Origin of the sequence: Singulisphaera acidiphila DSM 18658 (assembly GCF_000242455.2) — a bacterium.
GTDB lineage: Bacteria > Planctomycetota > Planctomycetia > Isosphaerales > Isosphaeraceae > Singulisphaera > Singulisphaera acidiphila.
This window is the reverse complement of record NC_019892.1, coordinates 9225817-9250171: the sequence shown is the minus strand read 5'-3', so window position 1 is coordinate 9250171 and position 24355 is coordinate 9225817. Positions and strand designations below refer to the sequence as shown.

The 24355-nt window shown below is 61.6% G+C and carries 15 protein-coding genes; 6 read left to right on the top strand and 9 right to left on the bottom strand.

All coding sequences use genetic code 11. The features are described 5' to 3' along the window. Positions 1-30: 30 nt before the first annotated feature. From SINAC_RS35710 to nadD, 4 genes are all read right to left on the bottom strand, one after another. Positions 31-900, bottom strand: coding sequence for a fumarylacetoacetate hydrolase family protein (locus SINAC_RS35710; protein WP_015250403.1), 870 nt, complete (start codon positions 898-900; stop codon positions 31-33). A gap of 330 nt (positions 901-1230) precedes the next feature. After that, positions 1231-2022, bottom strand: coding sequence for a sensor histidine kinase (locus SINAC_RS35700; protein ID WP_020466641.1), 792 nt, complete (start codon positions 2020-2022; stop codon positions 1231-1233). Positions 2023-2226: 204 nt separating this feature from the next. Then, positions 2227-2898, bottom strand: a complete 672-nt coding sequence (locus SINAC_RS35690; protein WP_015250401.1) for a Uma2 family endonuclease — start codon at positions 2896-2898, stop codon at positions 2227-2229. A gap of 74 nt (positions 2899-2972) precedes the next feature. After that, positions 2973-3584 carry a nicotinate-nucleotide adenylyltransferase gene (nadD, locus tag SINAC_RS35685; protein WP_015250400.1) on the bottom strand — a complete coding sequence of 204 codons (612 nt, stop codon included), beginning with the start codon at positions 3582-3584 and terminating at the stop codon, positions 2973-2975. A gap of 109 nt (positions 3585-3693) precedes the next feature. Between nadD and priA the strand changes: the two genes are divergently transcribed. From priA to SINAC_RS35665, 3 genes are all read left to right on the top strand, one after another. Beyond that, the gene (priA, locus tag SINAC_RS35680; RefSeq protein ID WP_015250399.1) at positions 3694-5994 is read left to right on the top strand and encodes a replication restart helicase PriA; all 2301 of its coding nucleotides are present in this window, start codon (positions 3694-3696) and stop codon (positions 5992-5994) included. Positions 5995-6528: 534 nt separating this feature from the next. After that, complete coding sequence (locus SINAC_RS35675; RefSeq protein ID WP_020466639.1) at positions 6529-7155, top strand: PEP-CTERM sorting domain-containing protein; 627 nt, start codon at positions 6529-6531, stop codon at positions 7153-7155. 564 nt (positions 7156-7719) lie between these two features. After that, complete coding sequence (locus SINAC_RS35665) at positions 7720-8331, top strand: PEP-CTERM sorting domain-containing protein (protein WP_015250395.1); 612 nt, start codon at positions 7720-7722, stop codon at positions 8329-8331. 232 nt (positions 8332-8563) lie between these two features. On the opposite strand, the gene SINAC_RS35660 is transcribed toward SINAC_RS35665, so the two are convergent. Continuing rightward, positions 8564-9793 (bottom strand): type II secretion system F family protein, encoded by a 1230-nt coding sequence (locus tag SINAC_RS35660; RefSeq protein WP_015250394.1) that lies wholly within the window; start codon positions 9791-9793, stop codon positions 8564-8566. 503 nt (positions 9794-10296) lie between these two features. Between SINAC_RS35660 and SINAC_RS35655 the strand changes: the two genes are divergently transcribed. Then, the gene (locus SINAC_RS35655) at positions 10297-11868 is read left to right on the top strand and encodes a 2-isopropylmalate synthase (RefSeq protein WP_015250393.1); all 1572 of its coding nucleotides are present in this window, start codon (positions 10297-10299) and stop codon (positions 11866-11868) included. 279 nt (positions 11869-12147) lie between these two features. On the opposite strand, the gene SINAC_RS35650 is transcribed toward SINAC_RS35655, so the two are convergent. The 3 genes from SINAC_RS35650 to SINAC_RS35640 form a co-directional block, all read right to left on the bottom strand. Beyond that, positions 12148-13653 carry a glycosyltransferase family 39 protein gene (locus SINAC_RS35650; protein WP_015250392.1) on the bottom strand — a complete coding sequence of 502 codons (1506 nt, stop codon included), beginning with the start codon at positions 13651-13653 and terminating at the stop codon, positions 12148-12150. A 100-nt stretch (positions 13654-13753) separates the two neighbouring features. Next, positions 13754-14563, bottom strand: coding sequence for a glycosyltransferase family 2 protein (locus tag SINAC_RS35645; RefSeq protein ID WP_015250391.1), 810 nt, complete (start codon positions 14561-14563; stop codon positions 13754-13756). After that, a complete protein-coding gene (locus SINAC_RS35640; protein ID WP_020466634.1) occupies positions 14556-15452 on the bottom strand; it encodes a class I SAM-dependent methyltransferase in 897 nt (298 codons plus the stop codon). The genes SINAC_RS35645 and SINAC_RS35640 overlap by 8 nt, the downstream gene beginning before the upstream one ends. Positions 15453-15974: 522 nt before the next feature. On the opposite strand from SINAC_RS35640, the gene SINAC_RS35635 reads away from it, so the two are divergent. Together SINAC_RS35635 and SINAC_RS35630 are read left to right on the top strand one after the other, a co-directional pair. Next, entirely contained in the window at positions 15975-17750 is a 1776-nt protein-coding gene (locus SINAC_RS35635; protein WP_020466633.1) for a pyrroloquinoline quinone-dependent dehydrogenase, read from the top strand. 78 nt (positions 17751-17828) lie between these two features. Next, positions 17829-18515 carry a NifU family protein gene (locus SINAC_RS35630; RefSeq protein WP_015250388.1) on the top strand — a complete coding sequence of 229 codons (687 nt, stop codon included), beginning with the start codon at positions 17829-17831 and terminating at the stop codon, positions 18513-18515. Positions 18516-18727: 212 nt separating this feature from the next. Here the strand turns inward: SINAC_RS35630 and SINAC_RS35625 are convergent, their stop codons facing one another. Then, complete coding sequence (locus SINAC_RS35625; RefSeq protein ID WP_015250387.1) at positions 18728-23545, bottom strand: patatin-like phospholipase family protein; 4818 nt, start codon at positions 23543-23545, stop codon at positions 18728-18730. Positions 23546-24355: the final 810 nt, after the last annotated feature.

Below are 24355 nucleotides of genomic sequence, written 5' to 3'. Positions count from 1 at the left end.
GCTGACCCTCACCGCTCGCCCTTTGGTTTCTTACGCGTGCGACTCGGCTTTGACCGTGTTGCGGAGCGTTCCGAGGCCGTCGATTTCGACCTCGACCACGTCGCCCGGCTTGAGCCAGACGGGGGGCTTCCTGGCCATTCCCACTCCCGGCGGGGTGCCGGTAAAGATCAGGTCGCCCGGCTCGAGCGTCATGATTTTCGAGAGGTAGGCGATCGTTTCATCGACCCGGAAGATTAGCTGGCTCGTGCTCGAGTCCTGCATCGTCTGGCCGTTCAGGCGGAGCCGGATCCCCAGGGCGTGCGGGTCGGGGACCTCGTCGCGCATCACCAGTTCCGGACCGACCGGCGCGAACGTATCGAAGGTCTTGCCGGCCATCCACTGCTTCCCTGGCTTGTTCAACTGCCAGTCGCGTGCGGAGACGTCGTGTCCGACGGTATATCCGGCCACGTACTCCATGGCCTGCTCGCGCGGGATGTGCCGGCCCTTTCGGCCGATCACGATCACTAACTCCGCCTCGTAGTCAACCTGCTCGCTGACTGCGGGCAGGACGATCTCGGCCTGGTGGCCGATGAGGGTGGTTGGGTACTTGCTGAACAGAATCGGCTCGGTCGGGATGTCCATCCCGCTCTCGGCGGCGTGGTCGCGATAGTTCAAACCCAGGCAAATGATCTTGCGCGGGTCGGGGATCGGGGCCAGGAGCGTTGCTTGCGCCGGGTCGTAACGCTTCGCACCACGCTCCAACGCGTCCCAGACACGCTGCTGCCCGGCCGGCCCGAGTTCCAGCAATCCCCGGACGCTCGACGGCGCTTCGGGGTCGGCCGCGTTGACGTCGACGTACTCACCCTGCCACACCCCGCAGGCCCGCGGGCCGTGCTCGGTCAAAACGGTCACCCAGCGCACTTTCGAACCTCCACTGCCAATCACCCGGAAAGCCTCGCCATTACGCCAGGCCCCCAGGCTACCGAGATTGTTTGGCTGAGGCCAGGGACGACGAGGGTGACAACCCTTGATTTCGTCACAGAGTCGTTGTCGTCGAACAGGCCCTGGCCCGCGTTGATCGGCGTGACCTCGAGCCTTTTGCCTTGGTGATCGCTGATGAAAAGAGGTGATTTCATCGTGATTTGGGGGGGAGTTTCGCCTGGCGGGAAGCACTTTCACGCGGATCGGCTACGAATTTGCCCTGGCAAACTCGGGTGTGACGGGGCGTAGGCGTGGTCCGGCTCCGCGTGATCAGGCGACCCCTTGCTTGGCAGAGGCGGGTGCGGGGCAGACCGGGAGGCGAAGGGTGAAACTGGTCCCCTGGCCGAGCCGGCTCTCCGCGCGGAGGCGGCCGTGGTGCGACTCCACGATATCGCGGCAGACCGAGAGGCCCAGGCCGGTCCCCCCTTGGCCTGAAGCGTCGGGCCCGGTTTTGGTCGTGAAGAAGGGTTCGAAGATCCGCCGCAGGTCGGCCGGGGCGATGCCGACCCCGGTGTCGGCCACGCTCAACTCGGCAATCCGGCCCGAGGCATCCTCGCCGACCCGGACCCGGAGCGTGCCCCCCTCAGGCATCGCCTGGCGGGCGTTGATCATCAGGTTCAGGAGGACTTGCTGGATCTGCGCGGGGTTGACCCGGGCGTGCGGTCGGCCGACGGCCTGGAAATCGAGGTGGACCCGGTGGCGTGACAGGTCCTTGCCCACGAGTAGGGTCACCTCTTTGGTCAGCCGGATGAGGTCGGTCGGCTCGCGGCGATCGGCCCGAGGACGGGCCACGCCGAGCACCCCGCCGGAAATAGCCGACGCTCGCTGTCCAGCCTCGAGGATCTTCTCGAAGGCCCGCTGCCGAAACGCGGGGTCAGGGTTGCGAAGACCGAGCTTGGCGTAGTTCAGAATCGGCGTGAGCGCGTTGTTCAACTCATGGCAGATCCCACCGGCCAGGACCCCGAGGCTGCTCACCCTCTGCAACGCGACCAACTGGCGGCGCAGGGCCTCAACCTCTTCCGAGACCGCTGCCGGCGTCTGGTGTGTTGTTGCTGGCGCCATCTTCGTCCTCAAAACCAAGTCTTTCTGGCCATCCGTAACCGGCTCACCATTCCCGTATCGACCGGTTCCGCGGCGGGGATGAGGCCCAAAATCACGGTTCTCAACTCGCCTAGGATCAGGGCGAACAAGGTAGGATAGGACGGTGGTATTACCCCGCAAACGGCCGGTTTAGCCTGCCTGGGCAGCATACCTCGCGAACTTTGCTTAACGCTCCGGCTCGATCCCCAATGCCCTAAGCTGTGCAGTTAGACGATCCGCCCGAAGCCGCTCGGCATCTCGTTGTTGCGCAGCCTCGTCCCGCTGCTCTGCCAGTTCGAGGTACGTGGCGAACGGCCGCTGGTCGGGTCCGTAGATCCGCATCGTGTCATCGGCCAGTTCGAACCGAATGGCCAGGCGAGGGCTGATCCAACCGTCCATGGCCGGGATCTCGTCCAACTCCGCCCCCTTGCGGATCCAACCGGTCAACTCGATGCGGTCGGGGTCGTAGACATAGTATTCCTCGACCCCGTACCGTTCGTAAAACCGGAATTTGCGGCTCATCTCCCCCAGCCGATTGCCCGGAGAGAGCACCTCGAAGACGACTTGTGGGGGAATACCCGCTTCCTGCCATTGCTGATAGGAGCCGCGGTAGCCCTTGGGGCGGCCGATGACCACCAGGGCGTCGGGGGCGGTGCGGATCGTGTTGTCCCCCTCGACGGGATACCAGAGCAAGTCCCCCGCGACGAAGACATTCGGGTCGTCCCGAAAGACGGTATCGAGCCCTCCTTTGATCGTCGTGATCCATTCAAACTGGAGTGTGTTCTCTGCCATCGGCTGACCGTCGCTATCGGGGTAGACGATCTGTTTCTGGGACGGACCTCGAGTCTGGGTGCTCATGGCGGTCGTTCCGGTATTGCCAAGGATTGGGCGAAGGGGTCGTCCGGCTGTGCTATCGATTGACCCTCTTCCCATCATTGTTGGGGGGTTGCCCTGCGTTGGTAAAGCCCTTGGGCTTCGATGTAGGCCTCGACTCCACGGGGGACCTGATAGCGGATGCTCCGGCCGTCGGCCCGGCTCTGGCGCAGGTCGTGCGAGGCGATCCCGATCGGCGGGATCGTGACCGAGACCAACGGTTTCGCCTCGGGACCGAAATCCGGGAGACTCGTCTCGGCGGTCAGGTCGATGCCGGGGCGGTTGACCACGACCACGGTCGCCAGTTGTGCGATCCGGGCGGGCTCGCGCCAGTAGGGGAGGTCGGCGAGGCTGTCCGCTCCGATCAGGAAGAAGAGGTCGTCGTTGGGGCGTTCCGCGTGGACGGCTTCGAGGGTCTCGACGCTATAGTGGGGGCCTGGGCGGTTGGCCTCGATTTCGGAAACTTCAAAGGCGGGGTGGCCGGCCACGGCGATCCGGGCCATCTCGAGGCGGTGGGCGACGGTCGTCCGATCGCCCGGCTTGTGGGGCGGAGCGCCGGCGACAACGAACCAGACGCGGTCGAGCCGGCACGCCTCGCGGCATTTCTCCGCCAAGATCAGATGCCCCAGATGGATCGGGTCAAATGTCCCTCCGAACAGCCCTAGTCGCATGGTTGAATGACCTTCTTTGGAATCGCGGGTCCGCGGGTTTCTTGTGGACGGGCGTGCAGAAATCGGGTGAAGTGGTGATCGTTGTTTCTCGAGACGTTAGGGTGGGCTCATGAGCCTTGTCAACGGCAAACGCCAGGCGGACTGGTTCGCCGACGAGGCGGGCACTGATGCCGACGGCCCGTACGCGGGCATCGTCTTCAACCGGCCGATCGATCAGATCTTCAGCTATCGGGTCCCTGCGCGGCTGGAAGAGGTGGTCCGGCCGGGCCAACGGGTCCGGGTCCCTTTGGGGCGAGGCAACAAGCCGGCGGTCGGTTACTGCGTTCGCATTGATGCCGAGGCCCCCTCGGGGATCGATCCGAGCCGGGTCAAGGAGGTCCTTGACGTTCTCGACGATCCTCCGCTGATCAACGCGGCGATGCTCGAGCTGACGCGCTGGATGGCCGGTTATTATGCCTGTTCGTGGGGTCAGGCTCTTGATGCGGTGGTGCCGGCCGGCGTCAAGAATCAGGCGGGGACGAGGGTGGGGACCTTTCTGACGGTCCCTGACGAGATTCGCAAGTCGCTCGAGACGCTGGAACTTCCCACCAAGCAGGCCGAGGCGCTGGCAGTCCTCTGCCGGTCGGACGAGCCGTTGACGATCGCGGACCTTTGCCGGCTGGCGAAGTGCGCGTCCGGCCCGATCACGGCCCTACGCCAGCGCGGATACGTCAACACGGTCAGGCGTCGACTCCCCAAGGACGCGTTCAACGCCTCGTCGTCGGCCGCGCTCGGCGATGACTCCGATGCGAAGCCGATCCCTGCGCTCACCGTCGAGCAGACGGCGGTGATGGCCGCCATGACCCCCGCGCTCGAGGGGGACGAGTTCGCGACCTTCCTGATCCATGGGGTCACCGGTAGCGGCAAGACCGAGGTCTACCTGAGCGCCATCGAACGCGTCATGGCGCGGGGGCGCGAGGCGATCGTCCTGGTCCCCGAAATCAGCCTGACGCCCCAGACGATCCGCCGGTTTCGCCGTCGGTTCGGCAAGATCGCCGTCCTCCACAGCCACCTGAGCGACGCCGAGCGGCACCGGCATTGGCGGAGCATCGCCGCCGGCGAGGTCCAGGTAATCGTCGGTGCCCGCTCGGCCGTCTTCGCGCCGGCCCGTCGGCTCGGCCTGATCGTCATCGATGAAGAGCACGAGAGTACCTTCAAGCAGGAGACGACCCCGCGGTATCACGCCCGAGACGTGGCCGTGAAGCGCGCGCAGCTCGAACGGATCCCGATCCTCCTGGGTTCGGCCACGCCGGCCCTGGAGACCTGGCGGAACGCCGAGCTCGGCCGCTACGTCCGCCTGCCGATGATGGAGCGGGTGGGGGCGAGGCCGATGCCCAAGGTCGAGCTGATCGACCTGAGCCACGAACGGCTTCCCTTGGGGGGGCTGAGTGAGCCGCTCCGCCAGGCGATGATCGCCGCGCTCAAGGACGACGGCCAGGTCATGCTCCTGCTCAATCGTCGTGGATTCCATACCTTTGTAATTTGCCCTAACCCGCGATGTAACCAGGTTCTCAAGTGTCATGCCTGCGACGTTGCCTTGACCTATCATAAGGGACGCAGGCTCTTGATCTGCCATACGTGCGATGCGGAGCGCCCGCGTCCTTCAGCGTGTCCGAATTGCCAGGCGCCCAACCTGCATTATGGAGGGATTGGCACCGAGCGACTGGAACGCGAGGTGGAGATGGCCTTCCCCGACTCCGTCTCGCGGCGGATGGACTCGGACACGATGCGGACGCCGGGGAGCCACGAGCAGGTGCTCGCGGCGTTCCGCTCGGGGGAGATCAAGATCCTGCTGGGCACGCAGATGATCGCCAAGGGGCTCGACTTTCCGAACGTGACCCTCGTGGGCGTGGTCAACGCCGACACGGCGCTGCACATGCCCGACTTTCGCGCGGCCGAGCGGACGTTCCAACTCGTGGCGCAGGTGGCCGGTCGAACGGGTCGAGGCGATCGCCCGGGCCGGGTCCTGGTGCAGACCTTCGCCCCCGACCACTACGCCATCGACTGCGCCTCACGCCATGATTACGAGGGGTTCGTCGCCTGCGAGCTACCCGAGCGCCAGCGGTTTGGCATGCCGCCGTTCGGACGCCTGGTTCGGTTGATCGGTCGAGGTCCCGATGAACCTCAGGTTCGTACATTTATGAATGAGCTATTGGAAACCCTGAAGGCTGCCGCCCTGCCGGGCGTGACCATGCATGGCCCGGCCCCCACGCCGATCTCCAAGATTCGCAACCTCTATCGCTACCATCTCCGGTTGCGGAGCGAATCACCACGCCCATTACAGACGCTCTTGCAGGCGGTGGCGCCGAGCATCGCCCCGCCGGGCGAGGTGGAGTTGGCGATTGACGTCGATCCGGTCAACTTGCTCTGAGGGTTTGGGGTGTCTTTGACGGAGGAGGTCCGTGGGTGGCCGCACGCTTCTCTGAATTCTCGGCGATGAACTTGAGCGTAATCCGGCATTTTTTGAAAGATTCCGGTTTACAGCCGGGTGGGGTTGGGTTAAATTCCCTCTCGTTCGGAATCGCTCCGAGGTTTCACACAACGAAACTAAGGGCACGCCTGACATGACCAGGCACGGAGGCCGGGTAATGAACACACCTCTTGCAATCATCATCCTCAAACCCCACATGTCGTCGTCCCTTGGGTTCGGTCACGCTACCGACCATCACCCGCGGACCTGACCCGTACGCCTTTTTTTGGGGGCGTGGGGGAATGGCTAGGCTCGAGTTGTTCTTGGGCCGTGCGAAGTGAATGGGAATCGGACGTGTCATTCCCATCGTAGGAGACCTCGGTGCAGGGCATCGCCCTAAATGGTTGGGGCGAACCGTCGAGCGATGGTAGCCCGGTTCTGAGTTCGGCGAAGTCGCTCGAGCGCGACAATCAATTCAGGAGGATAATGATGCGCATGTCATGTCAGTCGACCGGGTTGCGGGCTGGTGTCTTGGCTCTGGCTCTGGTCAGCTTCGCAGCCACGAACGGGCGAGCGGATGCCCTCATCAATTACAGCACCTCGGGGTCGATCGATTCGACCGGTGTGAGTGGTCCTGGGGTGATTAGCTTCATTCCGGTGACCTCCAACCAGTTCAATTCGCCGTCGGCGTTCAGCCTTGGCGATTTCCAGGTGGCCGCGTTGCCATCCGGTGGGTCGACGACCTATGTGAATACGCCCTTCCATATCACGTTCCTGGCCAACTCGGTGAATGGTGAGGTTCCCAATCCCAACGATACGCCGTTCCAGATCAGCGGCACTCTGAACGGAACCATCACCGGTGCCAGCCAGTCGTCCGTGGTGGCGAAGTTCGACCCGCTCACGAACCCCACGTTCCTGACCGGCAATTTCCTCAACACGTTGAGCTTCACCGACAATCCGTTGTCGCTGGTGCCCTCGACGACCAACAACGGTCACGCTTCGGCCCAGGCTTACCTGAACACCGAGGTTCGCGTTCCCGAACCGGCCTCGATCGCTCTCTTCCTGACCACCTTGGCCGGCCTTGGGGTTCGTCACCGGGTTCGCACCCGGCGGGCTGCTTGATCGCTCGCCTCGTCCCTACTAGAGCAAAAAGGTCCCGCAGCCCCTCCAGTTCGAGGGGCTTTTTCCTCCAAACAAACCCAAGCCGACTTGCTTGCTCAGGCACCGTGAGATCCGATATGTGTCGCGTGTTGCTCCACACCAACGACTGCTTTTCGCCGACGTTCGCCTTTCCGGTGTGCCTCGACGGTTTCGGATCGACCCCGCTTGAGATTTTTCAACCTGTTGAGGCGAACGGTCCGGTGACGCAAACCGGCCGTTGCTTCGTTCGCTCGGCTCACGGATCGTTTCTCGCACTCGATGCCATCGGCAACGAGGGCGTATCGAGTCTGGCATCCGCCTCGGCCGAAGAGGGTCGCCTGATCCGTTTCCGCATGAGGAATGCCGTCGCTGAACCCGCCACGCCCGCCGTGTCCACGGCGCAGCAGGGCGAACTGGACTTGGCCCGCCGGCCCCGCGTGGGGCGCCGTTCAGGCAAGACAGTCCTTGCGATCGATCCCCGCTCGCGGGCGTTCGCATCATGTGTTTCCGACCCTATTTGAACATCGGATTTCCAGGAGTTTCACCTTGCGACTGTCCAGACTTCACACCCTGATGTTGGCTCTGACGCTCGGCGGATGGATCGCCACGACGACCGAGGCGTCCCCCATCTCGCAGCCCCTCCAATACGGGACGACCGGCTTCCTCGGTGGAGCCAGCGGCCCCATCAGCTTCACCGGCAACACTGGCTCGGTGCTGACCCCGGGCGTCATCAATCTGGGAACTCTGAAGATCGCCTCCTTGCCGGAAGGCACGACGCAGGTGATCAACGCCGTCCCGTTCTCGCTCGACGTTGCGTTCCCGGGCCCCGGCGGAATGTTCCCGTGGAGCCACGTTTCGGTCACCGGCGTCCTGAATGGGACCATCACCGGGAACGGGTTCTCGGACGTGCTTTTGGCCTTCACCTCGATCACTCAGAGCGGCGACACCCCTTTGCCGTTCACGCTGAGCAATTTCCAGATGATCGGCCCCGTCCAACTCGCGCCCCAGGGAATCAATGGCGGCTCGACCCAGTTGTTCGCCTACGTCGGCCCCTTGCTTGGCCAGGAAGTCCCCGAGCCGAGCACGCTCGCCATCTTCGCGATCGGCCTCGCCGGAGTGGGTCTGGCCCGCAGAAACCGCAAGGCTTTGTCTCGCTAAGCTAAGCGCCCCGTGAGCCAGTGAGCGTCCCGCTCCTGGGTTTTGGCCGGCGGCGAGAACGATCCCAGCCCCGGGAAGAGGAGCAGTCCCAACGACTGCCTTCTTCCCGGGGCTGCTTGCGTTGGTAGGATACCGTTCGTTCAATCGACGCTCGCAGCGTTCACTCCGTCTCTTCCAAAATAATAAGCGTGTGTGAGAATGGGGCTTTCTTTTGTCGGTTGCACGACTTGTTTTATCCCGCCAGCCGCTCGATGATGAGGAACAGCGGCGAGATGAAGGCGGCGGTCACAACGAGGACCAAGACTCCCAGGGCCAGATAGACCAGGGTGGAAAGGATCTGGATCCACCTTTGAAGGCGGAGTGAGGATCGTCGCGCGGCCCCGGCGGCGGCTTCTCTCAAGGCCCAGGGCAAGTTTCCCACCCGGCTGGCCGATTCCAGAATTGCCGCGTCGGCCGGACCGATCAGGCCCCGGTTCCTCAGTGACTCCCAACAATCGATTCCGTCGCTGAGGTCGTGGAGCGTCAGCGCCAGACGATTATGCACCCACCCCGTCGGGTAATACCGAATCAGGATCGCGATCCCCGAAGAAAGCGACTTGCCCCCCTCCACCCCCCAGGCCAAAGCCCGAAGCACCGGCGCCGTATGCCGCGACCGGAACAAGCGGTCGATCCAGAAGAAGTTGGGCTTCCACCAACCCATCAGCGAAAGCGGGAGAATCACCGCCAATGTCAATTCACAGATCGTCATCAGTACAAGGATCGGCCAGCCCCACGCCATCAACCAGTGGCTTGCCGTGATGACGGCCACTGTGAACCGGGGGAGTTCAAGGCCGAAGTCGGCGAAGATGGCTTCGAATTTTGGGAAAATAAAATAAAGAACAAAGCAAATGATCAGTTTCATCATTAAGAGGATGGTTGCGAAGTAGGCGAGCCGGGGGACGAAGGCGGCCCGCGCGACCCGCTCCGCCGTTTTGGGGTCCGTCGCCTCACCGATCGCACCTGCCAGTCGGTCGGTTGCCCAGCCCACGCCGATCGAAATCTCCGCATCGCGCGGTAAGATTCCCGGTACCAGCGCCAGGGCCTGGGGGAGCGGCGCCCCCTCCTGGAGTAAACGCGTCAGGGCCAGGAGGCGTCGCCTCGATCGGCCGCGGTGCGATTCTCCCAGCGCCTCGATCGCTGTGGCCAGCGGTATCCCGCGTTCCACGGCGATTGCCAAGGTCTGGAGCAAGGCGTCACGCTGGCTTGCCCAACGGCTTGTGACCAGCGTCAGGCCAGCGATGATCAGGGCTACTGATGTGAAGATGATGACCGCCGCCAATGGATCCCGGACGGCGAGCAACACCGCTCCCAAGATCGAGCTGAGCAAGACCGCAGCCATCAAGGCCCCAAGAAGCCGATCGCTCCCGAGAGACGCCAATCCATCCTCGGCTCCCGACACACGGACGCCTTGCTCAATCTCCATCTCAAATTCTCCTCGATCGTTTCTCCGACAACTGTCTCTTTATTCATTAGACAGTTGTCGTTGATTGGACTCAAGCCAGTGGCGGTTGCACCCGATCAGGGGCGCTTGGTTGGAGAAAGCACCGTGAGCTGTGGGTTCAAGTTCCTTTGGATTGTGGTCAAGGCGATCGGCAAACTTTCCGTTCTGGTCGAAGCGGCCATTGACCTTGCTCCGGCTCCGGCGATATGATTGGGACAGATGGACGATAGGCGGATGCGCCCGGAGCCTCCCTGGATGCGATCCTTGACGGCAATTCTACGACTTCAACGAATTCTTGGCCTTCGACTTGGCCGGGTGGAGTCTTAGGGTTCGTCGCCGCAACGCCTCTCGCGTGACCTACGAAGCCCTGAGACCCGCCCATGGCCGGCGAGTCTCGGGGCTTTCTCCGTTTCTCCCGGTCGATGCGTCCTTTTGCCTGCGAACTCCGTTTCTTCAACCTCCTTCAAGCAGGAAGAGTTTCAGCCATGGCTGACGCGAATCGAATCCGGATCTTCGACACGACTTTGCGTGACGGCGAGCAATCTCCCGGCGCAAGCATGAACATTGTTGAGAAGGTGGAGGTGGCCCGGGCCCTGGCTGCGCTCGGCGTCGACATCATCGAGGCTGGGTTCCCGATCGCCTCGCAGGGGGACTTCGAGGCGGTCCGCGCCATCGCGGCCGAGGTGGCCGGCACCACCGTCTGCGGGCTCGCCCGGTGCAACGATCGGGATATCGACCGCGCCTGGGAGGCCTTGCAGTACGCGCAGAGTCCCCGGATCCACGTTTTCCTGGCGACCTCGGCGATCCATCGCGAACATAAGCTCAAAATGACCCGTGAGCAGGTCGTCGAGCGGGCGGTGGCCAGCGTCCGCCGTGCCAAGGGGTACTGTGCCGACATTGAGTTCAGCCCCGAGGACGCCGCGCGGACCGAGGTCGATTTCCTCTGTGAGGTGGTTGAGGCCGCCATCGCCGCCGGCGCGACCACCGTCAACATCCCCGACACCGTGGGATATGCCACGCCCACCCAGTACGCTGCCGTCATCACCGCCCTCCGCGAACGCGTCCCCAACATCGGCCAAGCCGTCATCAGCGTTCACTGCCATAATGACCTCGGCTTGGCTGTCGCCAACAGTTTGGCTGCCTGCGAGGTGGGGGCCCGCCAGGTCGAGTGCACGATCAACGGGATCGGCGAACGCGCCGGGAACGCCGCGCTCGAGGAAATCGTCATGGCGTTGAAGACGCGGGCTGACTACTACGGCCTGACTACCAACATCAAGACCGAGCGGCTCTACCCGGTCAGCCGGATGGTCTCGACCATCACCGGCCTGACCGTCCAGCGCAACAAGGCGATCGTCGGCCGCAACGCGTTCGCCCACGAGGCGGGAATCCACCAGGACGGCATGCTCAAGGAGCGGTCGACTTATGAGATTATGCGTCCCGAAGAGGTAGGTGTCCCCAAGACCGACCTCGTGCTGGGTAAGCACTCGGGCCGCCACGCGCTGCGCGACCGGGTGACCGAGTTGGGCTATCACCTGAACGATGCCCAACTCGAAATCCTGTTTGACGACTTCAAGACCTTGGCTGATAAGAAGAAAGAAGTGTATGACGAGGACCTGGTCGTCCTGATCGAGAAGCACATCCAGGACGTCGCTGCACACTGGACCCTGGTCAGCCTGCACACCACGGCCGGCACCAGCGTGACTCCGACGGCCACCGTCTGCATCCGCCGGCCCGACGGCCAACTCGTTCAGGACGCTGCAATTGGCGACGGCCCCGTCGACGCCATTTTCAAGGCCGTCGAGCGGGTGACCGGGATCACGGCCAACCTCCGCGAATTCGGGGTCAGGGGCGTCACCGGCGGCAAGGATGCTCAGGGCGAAGTGTCGCTGGAACTCGAAGTTGAGAGTGACGACCGCACGTTCCGCGGCCGCGCGGCCTCGACGGACATCATCGAAGCTTCGGCCGAAGCCTACCTGAACGCCGTCAACGCCATCGCCACCCGCCGCGAGCGTGATAACCCCCGCGAGGTCATCGGCCGTCCCGGGGCAGGGGCCTGAGTTTCGGTCGTCGGCCTGTGAGAGGGAAACTCGTGTTCCCTCAATGGGGAGAGAAAAAAAGGGGGCGGGAGGTGGTGATCGTATCGCCTCCTGGTTCCCTTGGTTCCTTTCCGGGATTGCCATACTCCCTGGGACCGTGGGCGACCCGCCCGCAATTTGATCTGATTGAATTGATTTATTATAATGAATTTGAATTAAGAGCGGGCGGGATGCCCGCGGTCCCAGGGGGGAGAATTCCAGGGCTGATGTTTACCCCCTGGTTGGGAGGCGAAACCTCGCTCAAGGGGTGGGCTTTGCGTTGTTTCTGCCAGCCTGTTTGTCCGGCACCAGGAGCACGGCATAGCAGGCAAACGGGTCGGCCTCGTTGCCGAACGTGCGCACGATCCGGGCGTTCATGGCCCGGTCGAGCCCCTCTTTCATGCCCGCTCGACCCATAATTGCATAATCGTAGTCGTATTTCGTGGCATCGAAATAGTTGTAATACCTGATGCCAAGAAGCACGCGCCGATTCAGTCCGTACGCGTCCAGGGCATACTCCGCACCCACGGTCAGTTGGGCGTCGGCCGGTAGGTCGGCCAGGATCGATCGCGTGAACTGATGTGGGTTGTATTCGATCTTGTTCCAGTTCCGAACACAGGCCCAGGTGGTTCGGAGACCACTGCCGGGCAGGAAGACGAGTGCCAGCAGGCAGCCGGCCAGGGGCACAGCGATTGCCGCGCCAGTCCGCCGTCGGCACTCGGAAACGCATCGCACGATGCACCAACCCGCCGCGAGCGCGAAGAATGCCACCGGATAGCACCAGTACCCTTGCAAGGGGTGGCTCCCCTGCGACGCGATCAAAAGATAGATCGATGACCATCCAAGTGCCGACACCAGCCCCAGCACTCGATCGTGCCATCGCCAGGCCAGCCATGTGACGACTCCCATGCATGTCGCCAGAAAGGCCGCCTGAAGGGGCCCAGCACGCTCGATGACCAGCGGGAGATGCCCCGCAAGGTCGTGCCACGGAAACAAAAGACGGGATACCAGCCCCGGCCCGGCGGGTCCGATGATGTTGCCGATGAATTGCTGCCGGAACAGTTCCGGCTCGCGCACGATCAGGATCAGCCAGACGGAAAAAGTGGCGAGCGCCACGGCCGCCATCCCGGCCGGCCTTAGCAGCCGCGCTTGCGCTGTTCCAGGTGCCAGCGCGGTCCAGATCCCCAGTTGCAAGGCGAACACAATCGCAAAGGGATGGGACAATCCCGCCAGCCCCAGGAACACTCCGGCCAACGCCAACCATCGTCGCTGACGGTCACGGCTCCAGCGACAGATTGCCCATACGGCCGCCAGTCCCAGGGTGCCACAGAGCATGTCGGGACGGGCAAGCATGGCCGGAAAATAGAGCAGCCGGCACCCCGAGTAGATCCCAGCTCCCCACAACGCAGTGGCTGGGTCGTCCCAGAGCGTTCGGCCGATTGCGTAGACCAAGAGAATCGCGAGGCAAGCGGCCAACAGGGATGCAAGCCGCGCTGTTGCGAACGTCGGTGGCAACACGAGGAAGAAGGGGGCCTGCGCGTAAAACGACAGCGGTGGCATCGCGAACAGGAGCCGCTCCGCGCCCAGGAACACGCTGCCGGTCTCCGTCGCACGCGAGTAGGGAACCCGTGGCACTCCTTCATGCGCAATCGTCAGCCCTGGAATGGCGTACCACTCTTCATCGGGCCCGCCTGCCTGGTGGAGAATCGGAGGGAGCCGAAAACTGAGAAACAACGCGATCACAATGAGAAGCACGATCCGCGACATGCCGCCTCACATCCGGGGAAATTTATTTCAATAAAATGGCGAATAGGCAAATTTTCGTGTCATACGAGACGGTCAACGATCCCCTAACGTAGTAATGGTTTCAATTCAACTTGAGAACGTCTTCGGAGCCATTAGAGCTAGGGACACGGTTCGGGGCGATCCGCCGGCCGTTGGCATCGAAGAGCCGGTCGTGACGAAGGCCCCACTGGTGGAGGCGATACCGCAAGGCGGTTGCGAGCACGCCGAATCCATAGGTGACGGAGCGCCGGAGGCTGATCGAGGAGGCTTCGGCGAAGTACCGTGTTGGGCAGGAAATCTCGCCGATCCGAAAGTCGGAGGCGATCACCTGGGCCAGCATCTGGTTATCGAAGACGAAGTCGTCGGAGTTCTCTTCGAGGGGAAGCTGCTCGAGGACCTGCCGCGCGAAGGCCCGGTATCCGGTATGAAATTCGGAGAGTTTCGATCCCATCAAGAGGTTCTGGATGACGGTGAGGAGGCGGTTGGCGAAATACTTGTAAAGCGGCATACCTCCCGAGCGTGCTTGGCCACCCAGAATCCGGCTTCCGATCACGCAGTCGTAGACACCGTTAGAAATCATCGAGGCCATCGCAGGGATCAGCAGCGGGGTGTACTGATAGTCGGGGTGAACCATGACCACAATATCGGCCCCGAGCCGGAGCGCTTCGCCGTAACAGGTTTTCTGGTTTCCCCCATAGCCTCGGTTCTTGGGGTGGACCAGAACGTGTAGCCCCAAGTCGCGCGCGATGTTCACCGTTTGGTCGCGGCTCTGGTCGTCCACCAGGATGACCTCGTCGACCAATTCACGGTCGATCTCTTGGTAGGTTCGGACCAGCGTCGCTTCGGCGTTATAAGCCGGCATCACGACAACAATTTTCTTATGATTATGCATGGACTGACGCCCGTGTTTTGACGGGCCGGGCGACTGCGATGAGAGTCCCACCCCGGCCGAGCCGACTCTCACCCCAGGCGGGCACGGCCGACAACAGAGAAAGCCCCAGGCCCGCGGTAACGTGAAACATCTTGCGGAGTCGCGGCCCACTACTTGGCCGTCCGGACACGGTCTTGAAGAACTCGTTGCGACCTCCGAAGCCGCGGTTCAGCAAGCTCTGCGACCAACCGATCACGTCGTACTCCCACTCGCCGAAGGAGATATCGTCGACGCGGAATCCACTCACCTCGAACAGCTTCGCGATCGATGCCGCCGTGAAGTGGAAGAGGTGCCGGGGAAGATCCAGGTGGAGCCAGGACGCCCCCGTGGCGCGGGCCTGCCAGGAGCCGAAGTTGGGGACCGCCGCCAGCACGAGGCCGTCCGGGGCGAGGTAGCCTCGGAGTTCCTTGAGCGTGCCGATTGGGTCGTCGAGGTGCTCCAGGACATGCCAGAACGTGGTGCAGTCGAACGGCTTCCGTCCGCCCAGCTCTTCAAGACTGGCCACCACGGTCAGGTCGCCCGAGATGGCCGTCGGCCAGCTTCGCTCGATGCCGCAACCGGTCCAGCCTTGGGTGCGGGCCGCGCGGAGGAAATCGCCTTCGCCGCAGCCAAAATCCAGCAGCGAACGCCCCATCCCCGGTCCCAGCCAGTGCCGGACGAACCCCAATCGTCGACGGTTGCAGATCCTGCCCGTCAGGCCGTGGCGCTTGCCGTAATAGGCGGCGTCGTAGTAGGGCGCTAAGTCGGTCGGTATCGGTCGCGTCCGTCCCAATCCACACTGGGGGCACTCGTCGATGCGGAACGTTTCCCCCGTCTCTTCCACCGCGATATCACGGAATCTCACTCGCATGCCGACGTGACAGAGAGGGCAATCGGACTCGTCCGTCGGCGCAATAGGCGACGGTCCAGGCTGGGCTCTCGACATCGTTTGGGGGACCATCAGATTTCGCTGAATGGGTTCCAAATTCGGGAGTCGGTCACGGACAGCAACGACTTGTGTCCTTGGGCCTCCCTCAATTAAACCAGATTGGATAGCCAATAGGCCAGCACTTCCTGAGAATCTTTGGCCAAGGTTCTCGCCTGCGAAACTCTCTCAGAATTATTTAAGAGAAGCCGTGAGCGTATGTGCTCTCTGCTGTTCTCTCCGTTCCCGCGCGAAGATAGAGACCTCGGATCGGGTGGGGGCAGGTCCTCCTTTCTTGTGTTCCTTGGGGGTATACTGGGAATTTGTTCCTCGTTGTCCTGATATGGGGTATTTTGAATGCGATTGCATGTGATTGTTTTTGTTTGTCTGCTGGGACTTACCAGTCACGCTGTGGGGCAGTCCCAGCAAGGAGTCGACTGGCCGCGGGTGGGGAACGACCCGGGGAGTATGCGGTATTCCAAGCTGGATCAGATCAACCGGGAAAACGTGACACGGCTGAAACCGGTCTGGACGTACCACACACGGGAGCTCGAAGGTCGCCCTGGTAAGACGATCGAATGCACGCCGATCGTGATCGATGGGGTGATGTACGTCGTGACCGGATATCTCCGTGTCGTGGCCCTCGACGCCGTGACCGGCAAGGAACTCTGGCAGTTCGATCCCCTCAAGGATCATCCGTTCGAGCATGCGCCGACGTCCGGCGGCGTTAACCGGGGCTGCGCTTACTGGTCCGACGGCCAGCCGGACGGCGCGCGGCGGATCATCCACGGTACGGCGGACGGTCGTCTCTTTTCGCTGGATGCGAAGACCGGCAAGCTCGACCCGGCGTTTGCCGACGGTGGGATCCGCAACCTTCGCAAGGAACTCGACCCGAGTGTCGCCAAGCTCGGATATGGGCCGACGTCCGCCCCGGCGATCTGGAAGAATACGATCATCGTTGGGGTCTCGTGTGGGGAAGGGCCTGGGATCGCCGCGCCGGGGGACATCCGAGCATTCGACGTCCGGACCGGCGAGCAGGTCTGGCGATTTCACACTGTGCCCCAACCGGGAGAGTTCGGGCACGAGACCTGGAAAGGGGATTCCTGGAAGGGGCGAGGCGCGGCGAACGCCTGGGGCGGTTTCAGCATCGACCTCGATCGCGGCCTCGTCTTTGCTGGGCTCGGGTCGGCGGCTTTCGACTTTTACGGCGGCGACCGGCACGGCGACAATCTGTTCGCGAACTGCACGCTGGCGCTCGACGCGACGACGGGCAAGCGGGTTTGGCACTATCAGACCTTGCGGCATGACCTCTGGGACCACGACTTGCCGGTCTATCCCAACCTGGTCACGGTCACGCACGACGGCAAATCGATCGACGCCGTGGCGCAGGTGACGAAGACGGGCCATGTCTTCTTGTTTGACCGCGAGACCGGCAAGCCGCTCTTCGACGTCAAGGAACAACCTGTCCCCGCTTCGGACATCCCCGGCGAACAGGCCGCGACATCGCAGCCGATCCCGGTCAAGCCGCCCTCCTTCTCCGCCCAGTTTCTCGATGAGTCCAACGTCACCAACATCGGCGAAGCCAACCGCGCGTCCGTTCTTGCCCGCTTGCGGACGATCCGAGGAGGGCCGGCCTTCAACCCGCCCAGCCTTCAAGGAACCGTCGTCATCCCCGGCTTTCACGGCGGCGCGAACTGGTCCGGGGCCTCGTTCGACCCGACGTCCGGCTTACTCTACGTCAATTCGAATAATGTTCCGAATATCATCGCACTTGTTGAAGCAAAGGCAGGCGATACTCCGAGGTACGGACCTTACGAGCACACGGGCTACCTTCCCTTCCTCGACCACGAGGGGTATCCGGCGATCAAGCCTCCCTGGGGAGTCTTGAATGCGATCAACCTCAATACGGGGGAAATCGCCTGGCAGGTTCCGCTCGGCGAACACGTCGAGTTGACCGCCCGTGGAATCCCGCGCACCGGCACCGAGACCTTCGGTGGCTCGATCGTGACCGCGGGTGGTCTGGTGTTCATTGCCGGTACGAAGGATGAACGCATTCACGCCTTTGACAAGCAGACCGGGCGACTGCTTTGGGAGCACCCGCTCCCGGCCGGTGGCTACGCGACCCCTTCGACCTATCAAGTGAACGGCCGTCAGTATCTCGTCATCGCGGCCGGGGGCGCTGGCAAGCTGCGAACGAAGGCGGGCGATGCATTCGTGGCGTTCTGTTTGCAAGCGGAGGAATGAGTTTCCTTTGCCAGGGGGCCGGTGGGGTTACAATCGATGCGTAGGCCAAGCTCGAAACGCTGAGTGAGAGTGGGTGTCATGTCTGAGATCGCGATCACGGCAGAACCCTTGACCGGTCCGCGTTGTCTCTTCCTCGTCAGCCGACCGGTCGCACCCGCTCAATGGGCGTATGCGGCCGATCGCCCCTCCGCGCAAGGCTCTCCTTTGGCCGAGGCCTTGTTTGCGGTCGAGGGGGTGTCTGCTCTGCTGATCGCGCATGACTTGCTCGTGGTCACGCGATCGGGCGCCCCGGGCCTTCCGTTGGTTGGTCCCTACGTGCGGTTGGTCCGCCGTGCCTTTGGCGACACCTCCGCGCGTGCCCCGGTCGATTGGAAGACCCTGGGGAAAGGGGTGGCCAAGGTTCTTCGCGCTCACCTCGAGTCGGGGCAAGTCGCGTTGTCCCCTGCGCTGATTGTCTCAATGCCCACGACCGAGCAACTTCGTCAGCGGGTGCGTGACGTGCTCGAGGAGCAGGTCAACCCCGTCGTGGCGGGGCATGGCGGCGGAGTTGAGCTCGTCGATCTGATCGAGAACGTCGTCTACCTTCGGATGTCGGGAGGCTGCCAGGGGTGCGGACTCGCCGACGTGACCTTGAGGCATGGGGTCGAAGCGGTGATTCGCGAGGCCGTACCGGAGATCGGGCGAATTCATGACCTGACGAACCACGCCGCGGGGGTGAGGCCTTATCAATTGCGGGGTTCCAGCCCGTTTGCGATCAAAAAATAAACGCTCACGATCCGTGAGCGTTTGCGGCGGGATTTTCCCGTTAGAGTGGGCATAGCCTGTTTTATTGTTATTTGCTGATGTCAGGGTGGGTCGTGCCACCGCTGCGGGGGCCGACGGTGCGTGCGCCCGGGACATTGACGGAAATCGGGCCCTGGAGAGATTGGGCGGTGGGCTTGGCTTTGCGCATGGCCAGAGCCACGATCAGGATGATGTCACCGTTCTGCAATTGGCTGAGGGGGAGCGGTCGCCGTGTTCGTTGGATCCTGTGGCCGTGTTTCCCACCAGCGTATTAGCATGGAGAGCCGTGTCTCATTGTAAGAGTAATTTTTGAAGAGTCTCTCGGCTTCGAGCAGTGACAAGGGGGACAGCGTCTCGATATTAAGGTCTTTGAGCGCCTTCGCGTAGATTCGCTTTCGTTTTGTCGAGACGTCGTCGCGGTCGGTCTTTGACTCCTCCAATTTCTCCAACTCCGAGTCGACATATTGCATGGTCTCGTCGATATTGCAGGGTCGTTTGCTTGGCAGACTCGCCTTCAGGATGCTCCGTTCCCGGTCGCTCAGTTTCCAGTTGAGAGCCGCCTCGACAGGGCACTCGAAGACCACGGTTTCGAAGAACTGGGGATTCTTGCATTTCATTTCGTGGTTCTCGAGAAAAATGTCGTTGAGCAACTCGATTTGCTCGTCGTTGCGGAACGACATGCTCCATTGGCGAGCCGTGGAGAGTCCGTGGAGTGGAGTGTTCAAGGGCTGAAAACCTGGGTTGATAATGTACCTTCCCACCTGCCAGGTCAGCCGGTCGAGCAGCAGTCCGAGCCCGGAACTTGGTCGCTCGAACTCACTGTCCTTGCCCACCTCGGTTCGGGCCTCCTGGCTGACCTGATCGCGAATCTGGACCACGAGGACGCCGCTGGTGTTTTCGACAAGCCAGTCCTGCATTTCCACCAGCCACATCGCCGCAAGATTGACTCCGTAGTTGTCGTAATACCCGGCGTCAACCACCCGCCGCGATGGGGCTGTGGGCAAGCTAACCACCGGGGAAATCCATGGGAACGAGGCGCTCATGCGCGCGGCCGTGGCGACCGAGAACTCGTGGGCGTTGGGGAATAACCGGAACAGTTCGACAGCCGAGAGGGAGTACAGTTCGTTCGGAATCCCAGGCGCGTGCTGGCCAGTGGCGCGGGCGGCATCTTCCTGGACGTTCGATTTTCTGGAGTCCGCTTCGAGGAACATGCTCCCCAGGCTCCGTGTGGCGAACGTCAGGTCAAGGTTGCTGATCAGCAGGCGTCGACCGTCTTCGACCATCATCGGCGTAAAGACCAGTGACGGGCGTCGACCCAGCAGCTCGTCAGCGGCGAAGCCTCGGATCGGCCGCGCCAGCGGACTCTTGACTCCCTCGACTGTGGTTAGCAGCTTCCAGGTCCGCTCCAGGGCCTTCCCCCGATCAAAGTTGCGAGGGAAGGGATTGAGCAAGGCCGGTATGTCGGAGAAGATCATGCAGCCGGCGACCCCGTTAAGTTGGTCTTGCCCCATCTGCTCTACCTGCTGGTCCAGGTCCTGAAACCCCCTTGGTCCGGTTGGCATCTCCGAGGCATAGTAAGAACCGCCGACCATCCCGCCCGATGCCCCGGTGATCAGGCGAATGTGGTGACGAAACTTTTCACCCAGCCGGTTCTCCAGGGTCGTGAGCACGCGCGAGGTCCAGACCGAGGAGCGGATGCCGCCTCCGCTCACCGTCACAATCACCAACGGGGGTCTGTAGTGCTCCGGTTTGTTCGTCGTCACGAATTTCTTCCAGGCGCGGAGGACCTCAAGATTGTTCCAGGGCATGAGGAGCTGCCACGTTCCCGACGTTGTGGGCTCCAATTTCTCTCCTCCCTGGGCCAGGGTTTCCTCGGGCTCGAGAGTGACGAAGCGGGCCCCGTTGGTTCCTTCTGAAATCTCTCGAATTTTGAAGACTCGCGCTCTCAGAGACTCAGGGGCCTTTGAGTCTACGGGGTCGGTCCATTTCAGGACGATCCGATCGTCCCACCGCACCCGGTCGCCATTGAAAAACTTGAGTTTAAGCATGCTCGAGGCCGTTCGCTCTTGAGGTGCCGGCGCGAATCGACCTCGATCGCGTGCAAGTTCCATGCGGTAAGTTGTCTGCTTCTTGCCGGACGCTCCCTCCTTTTCGTAACGCTTGCGCCCCTCGATGACCTTTTCCCGGAGCTTTTCCGGAGTGTCGCTGTCTGCTGAGGAGACACAGTATAGGTCCGCAGTGACCGGGTCCTCGGCGGCCGTATCGACCAAGGCGAGGCAATCGTTGTCCAGAATCCGCCCGGGTGTGGTAACCGGCTCGTTGTCCTTCGGCTTGCCCTTCAACTCGATGAGTTGGCTCGCGTTGACGTCAAGAATGGGCCAGTCGAGAATGAGTAAGTTGTTGTCAAGTTTTTCTGTTACGAGTTGTTTGAACTTAATGGGATCATTGAGTTTATTGCCACTCAAGATTTTTTTGGCAGTTAAATCACTGAGTATGAAAAATTGTGAATCATAGCAATTTTCGATTTTGCCGCGATGAATTGTTTTGACACGGCCTTTGGGGCTCTCACTTTCCGCATTCTCCTTGCCTGTAGGCGTGGTTATGTAAACAATGTCGCCGGATCGGGCTCGAAAGCGGCGGCGGCGGTCGTCGATCTTCAGCGTAATCTTTTGGTCGGCCGACTGGATCGGCTCGACTTCAAAATAGACTGTGCCCAACAGGTCGATATCGGGTCGCCCCAGATTTCGGTTCGTCTCCTTCAACCGATCCAGGTTGCGTAGTCTGACTGTCCCGTCCAGCGGTTCGCGGAAGTAGGCACGTGTGTCGAGGTAGATCGGCCGTTTGGCGTCGGTGGAGGGCCTGGATAGGAGGGAGCTGAGTATGCCCTTGAAGGGCGGCTGGGGCTCGAGTCCAGGGAAGGTTAGCTTGAATTGGTTTTCCTTGACGAACCAGTTGTTGCCGTTGAGCACGAACAGGCTGGTTACGAGGCCAAGGCAGATCATGGTGCCATGTCGTGGCCAGGTCGCTTTGATGGTGACATAAAATGAAGTGATGAGCACAGCCAGTGCGATGAGTGAGGCCGCCGCGGGCAAGAGTGCTCCCCCCCAGTCTTGCAATATGCCCGGAGTCCCCAGCTCTGGCAGCGCATCGAAACTATTGTAGGCCATGGCGAAGGCGCAGAACGCAAAGATCGACGCGAATGGATAAGCAATCGCCGGTCGGTTTGACCGGGCCACCGTCGATACGGTGATCGCCCCGAGGACGAGCATTCCTAAGAAAGCGACGACGGCCGCGACCAGGTATCCCGCGAGACTGGACAGAAGTAGGATCACCACGCCGCCCACGCCCACGCGTGCGTCGAGGCCGAGTGGTTTTGTTACGTTGTGACTCACGAATACCGTTGTGTTGTTCCTTGATTTTGCGCCGATCCGATCAGCCGCCAGAGTTGTAAGGAGCAGAGCCGCTATCATCAGGCCAGCCGGCCCCGTGGGGTGCTTTCCCAAGGGGTTTAATATCCCGAGAATGCACAGGGTTGCCATGAGTAGCAATACGCCGAATACGATGGTTCCGGTCGTTCTCTGCGGCGATTTCCAAGGTGCCAACTCGAGAGGCCACCACGACCGGAGGTCCGACGCAGTTCCCCATCGGAAACAGACCAACCAAATGGCCGCCGCCGCCACGAGCCAGGAGGTTGCGCCGAGGGGCACCGATAGCGGCTTCGGGGGAATCAGCGAGATGTCCAACATCACGGCGGGAGTAAGCAGCACGACCCAGATTTTGTACCTGCCGAGGAATGTGAAACACTGATGCACGAGGGATACCACCGCCATCAACAAGCAGTTTCCGAAGGTGGCGACCAATCCGCCTGAGATCGCTGCGACAAGGAGTAGGATCCCCCCGAACCACGCCCCGAGGTTTGCGGCCGAAACCTCTCCCGCCCCGAAGTATGTGATGAGTCCAAAAGTTGCGAGCCACGCGAGCCGCTTGGGGGCGACGAATCGGGTTGCCAGCAGGGCCGCAACCACGAGCCAGATCGTCGCGAATGAAATTTGGAGGTATGGGGCGTGAGTGAGATCAGACTGCTCCGATCGTTCGTGCAACTGTTTCGCGAGCGTCGGAAACAGATCGGGCAGGGAAGAGGCCACCAATCCCACCAGCAGGTACACAGCCAGGAGAAATCGGAAGAGTATCCTGGAACGGTTTTGATTTGCGGACGTGACTGGATTTTTACTGATTGGGCGATTGATCCCGCTCGCGCTTCTCGCACCTATCCCTGGAGCGAGAGGAGCCGCTTGCGACAGCCAGCCGGCGGCCTTGGCCAGCCAGTGCGACGTTCGGGTGGCGAGGGTAACTCCGCAGAATCCTCCGTAGAGCGTTCCGAGTAGCCAGGGCAAACGGGAGACGATGAGCATCTTGTCGTTCCGAGAGATCGGAATGATCAGCGCGGGAACAACACCGAGAAGTCCGACCAGCATCAAATTGATGACCAGCAACACTGCCGGCGCGAACGCCAGGCGAAACGGCCAGTCATCGAGAAACGAGTCGGAGACTCCTCCGCCTAGTTTGCCCTCCCGGTTGGCGATGCGGCGGATCTGCCCGAGATCCTTTAGCCCGAGCTTTTCGAGGAACTCGTTGCCGGGCAGGTCGAGGAGCGTCGACTTGCCGGCAATCGATTCAAGCACATTGACCGAGAGCCCGACTGATTTCAGCCAGGACTCCCGGTTGGGCAAAATCACGTGCCCCATAAACGTGGCGTACGATAAGAACAGGAACACCATCGTCCCGTTCAAGAACTGAACCATCCCGTTATCGTCGAAGAACATCGTCTGCAGCCCATACGATTCCCCGACTATCCCCCAAAGCACCAGGGTTAATCCGGCGATCAAGGAGAACAAAAGCGGGTAGCTCATCCCCCACTCGATGAGGTCACGGACCGGGCGGGTCTTGAGCAGGGGGAACTTCCAGACGAGGATCACCAGCCCGAACAGCAGAACCGTACGCAGAACGTCCATAGGATTGGTTTCTCCGCGATCGTCCCGTTGCGGGGGGACATTGGGATGAGAGTTATGAGGAGAAAGTCGGACCGTTTCCGTGGCGTGGTATCTGTGGAGGTGCCCCGTCGGGCCCTCGTTTTCGCAATGTGCAATTGCCATTGAACGCGGCAATCAGGCTACGAAGAGCCGATCAGGCCGAAGCCCACGGTTGACGGTATCCAGAACCTCAGCCGTGGGCCCTCCGATCTGCCCGGTCGTGGGCGATCCCTTTGCCAGGCGTCTTGGCTTTGAGGGCTTTGCGGACTACCTGGGTGGGTTTGCGAAGTCAACCGGCGTCGGCGTGGTCTGGGCGATGGCGAGCGTCAATCTCGCGGTTGACTTGCGGGTTGGACTCACCAAGAGAATTCTCACAAATTCCATCGGGCTCAGTCGATCGAGCGTACGGACGTGGGGCGGAAGGTTTATTTTCTTTGGAAAAATCGTTTTATGATTTGTTTTTGTTTTATCTGTGTGGGGATACGTGTCAGCAAGATTGATTTCGTGTGCTATTGGGCTGGCATGCTTGGTCTTTAACTTCCGTCGATCCATGTGGGCCTCCTGTTTTTTTGATTATTCTGGATCTCAATTTTTCAAGATGATGCTGAGATCTTATTTGTATTCAGTCTGCGAATCGAATGAATTTCGGAATAATTTGTTGTCATCATTCTGTCGATCATTTCTGAGCGATTTCGAGAAGTGCCCTATCTCCACACTGGAACGTCGAGCGCACGCGGGTTCGCGCCCGGCTGTCAACCGACCGGCCGGGTGTATGCGCCAAGATTCGGAGTA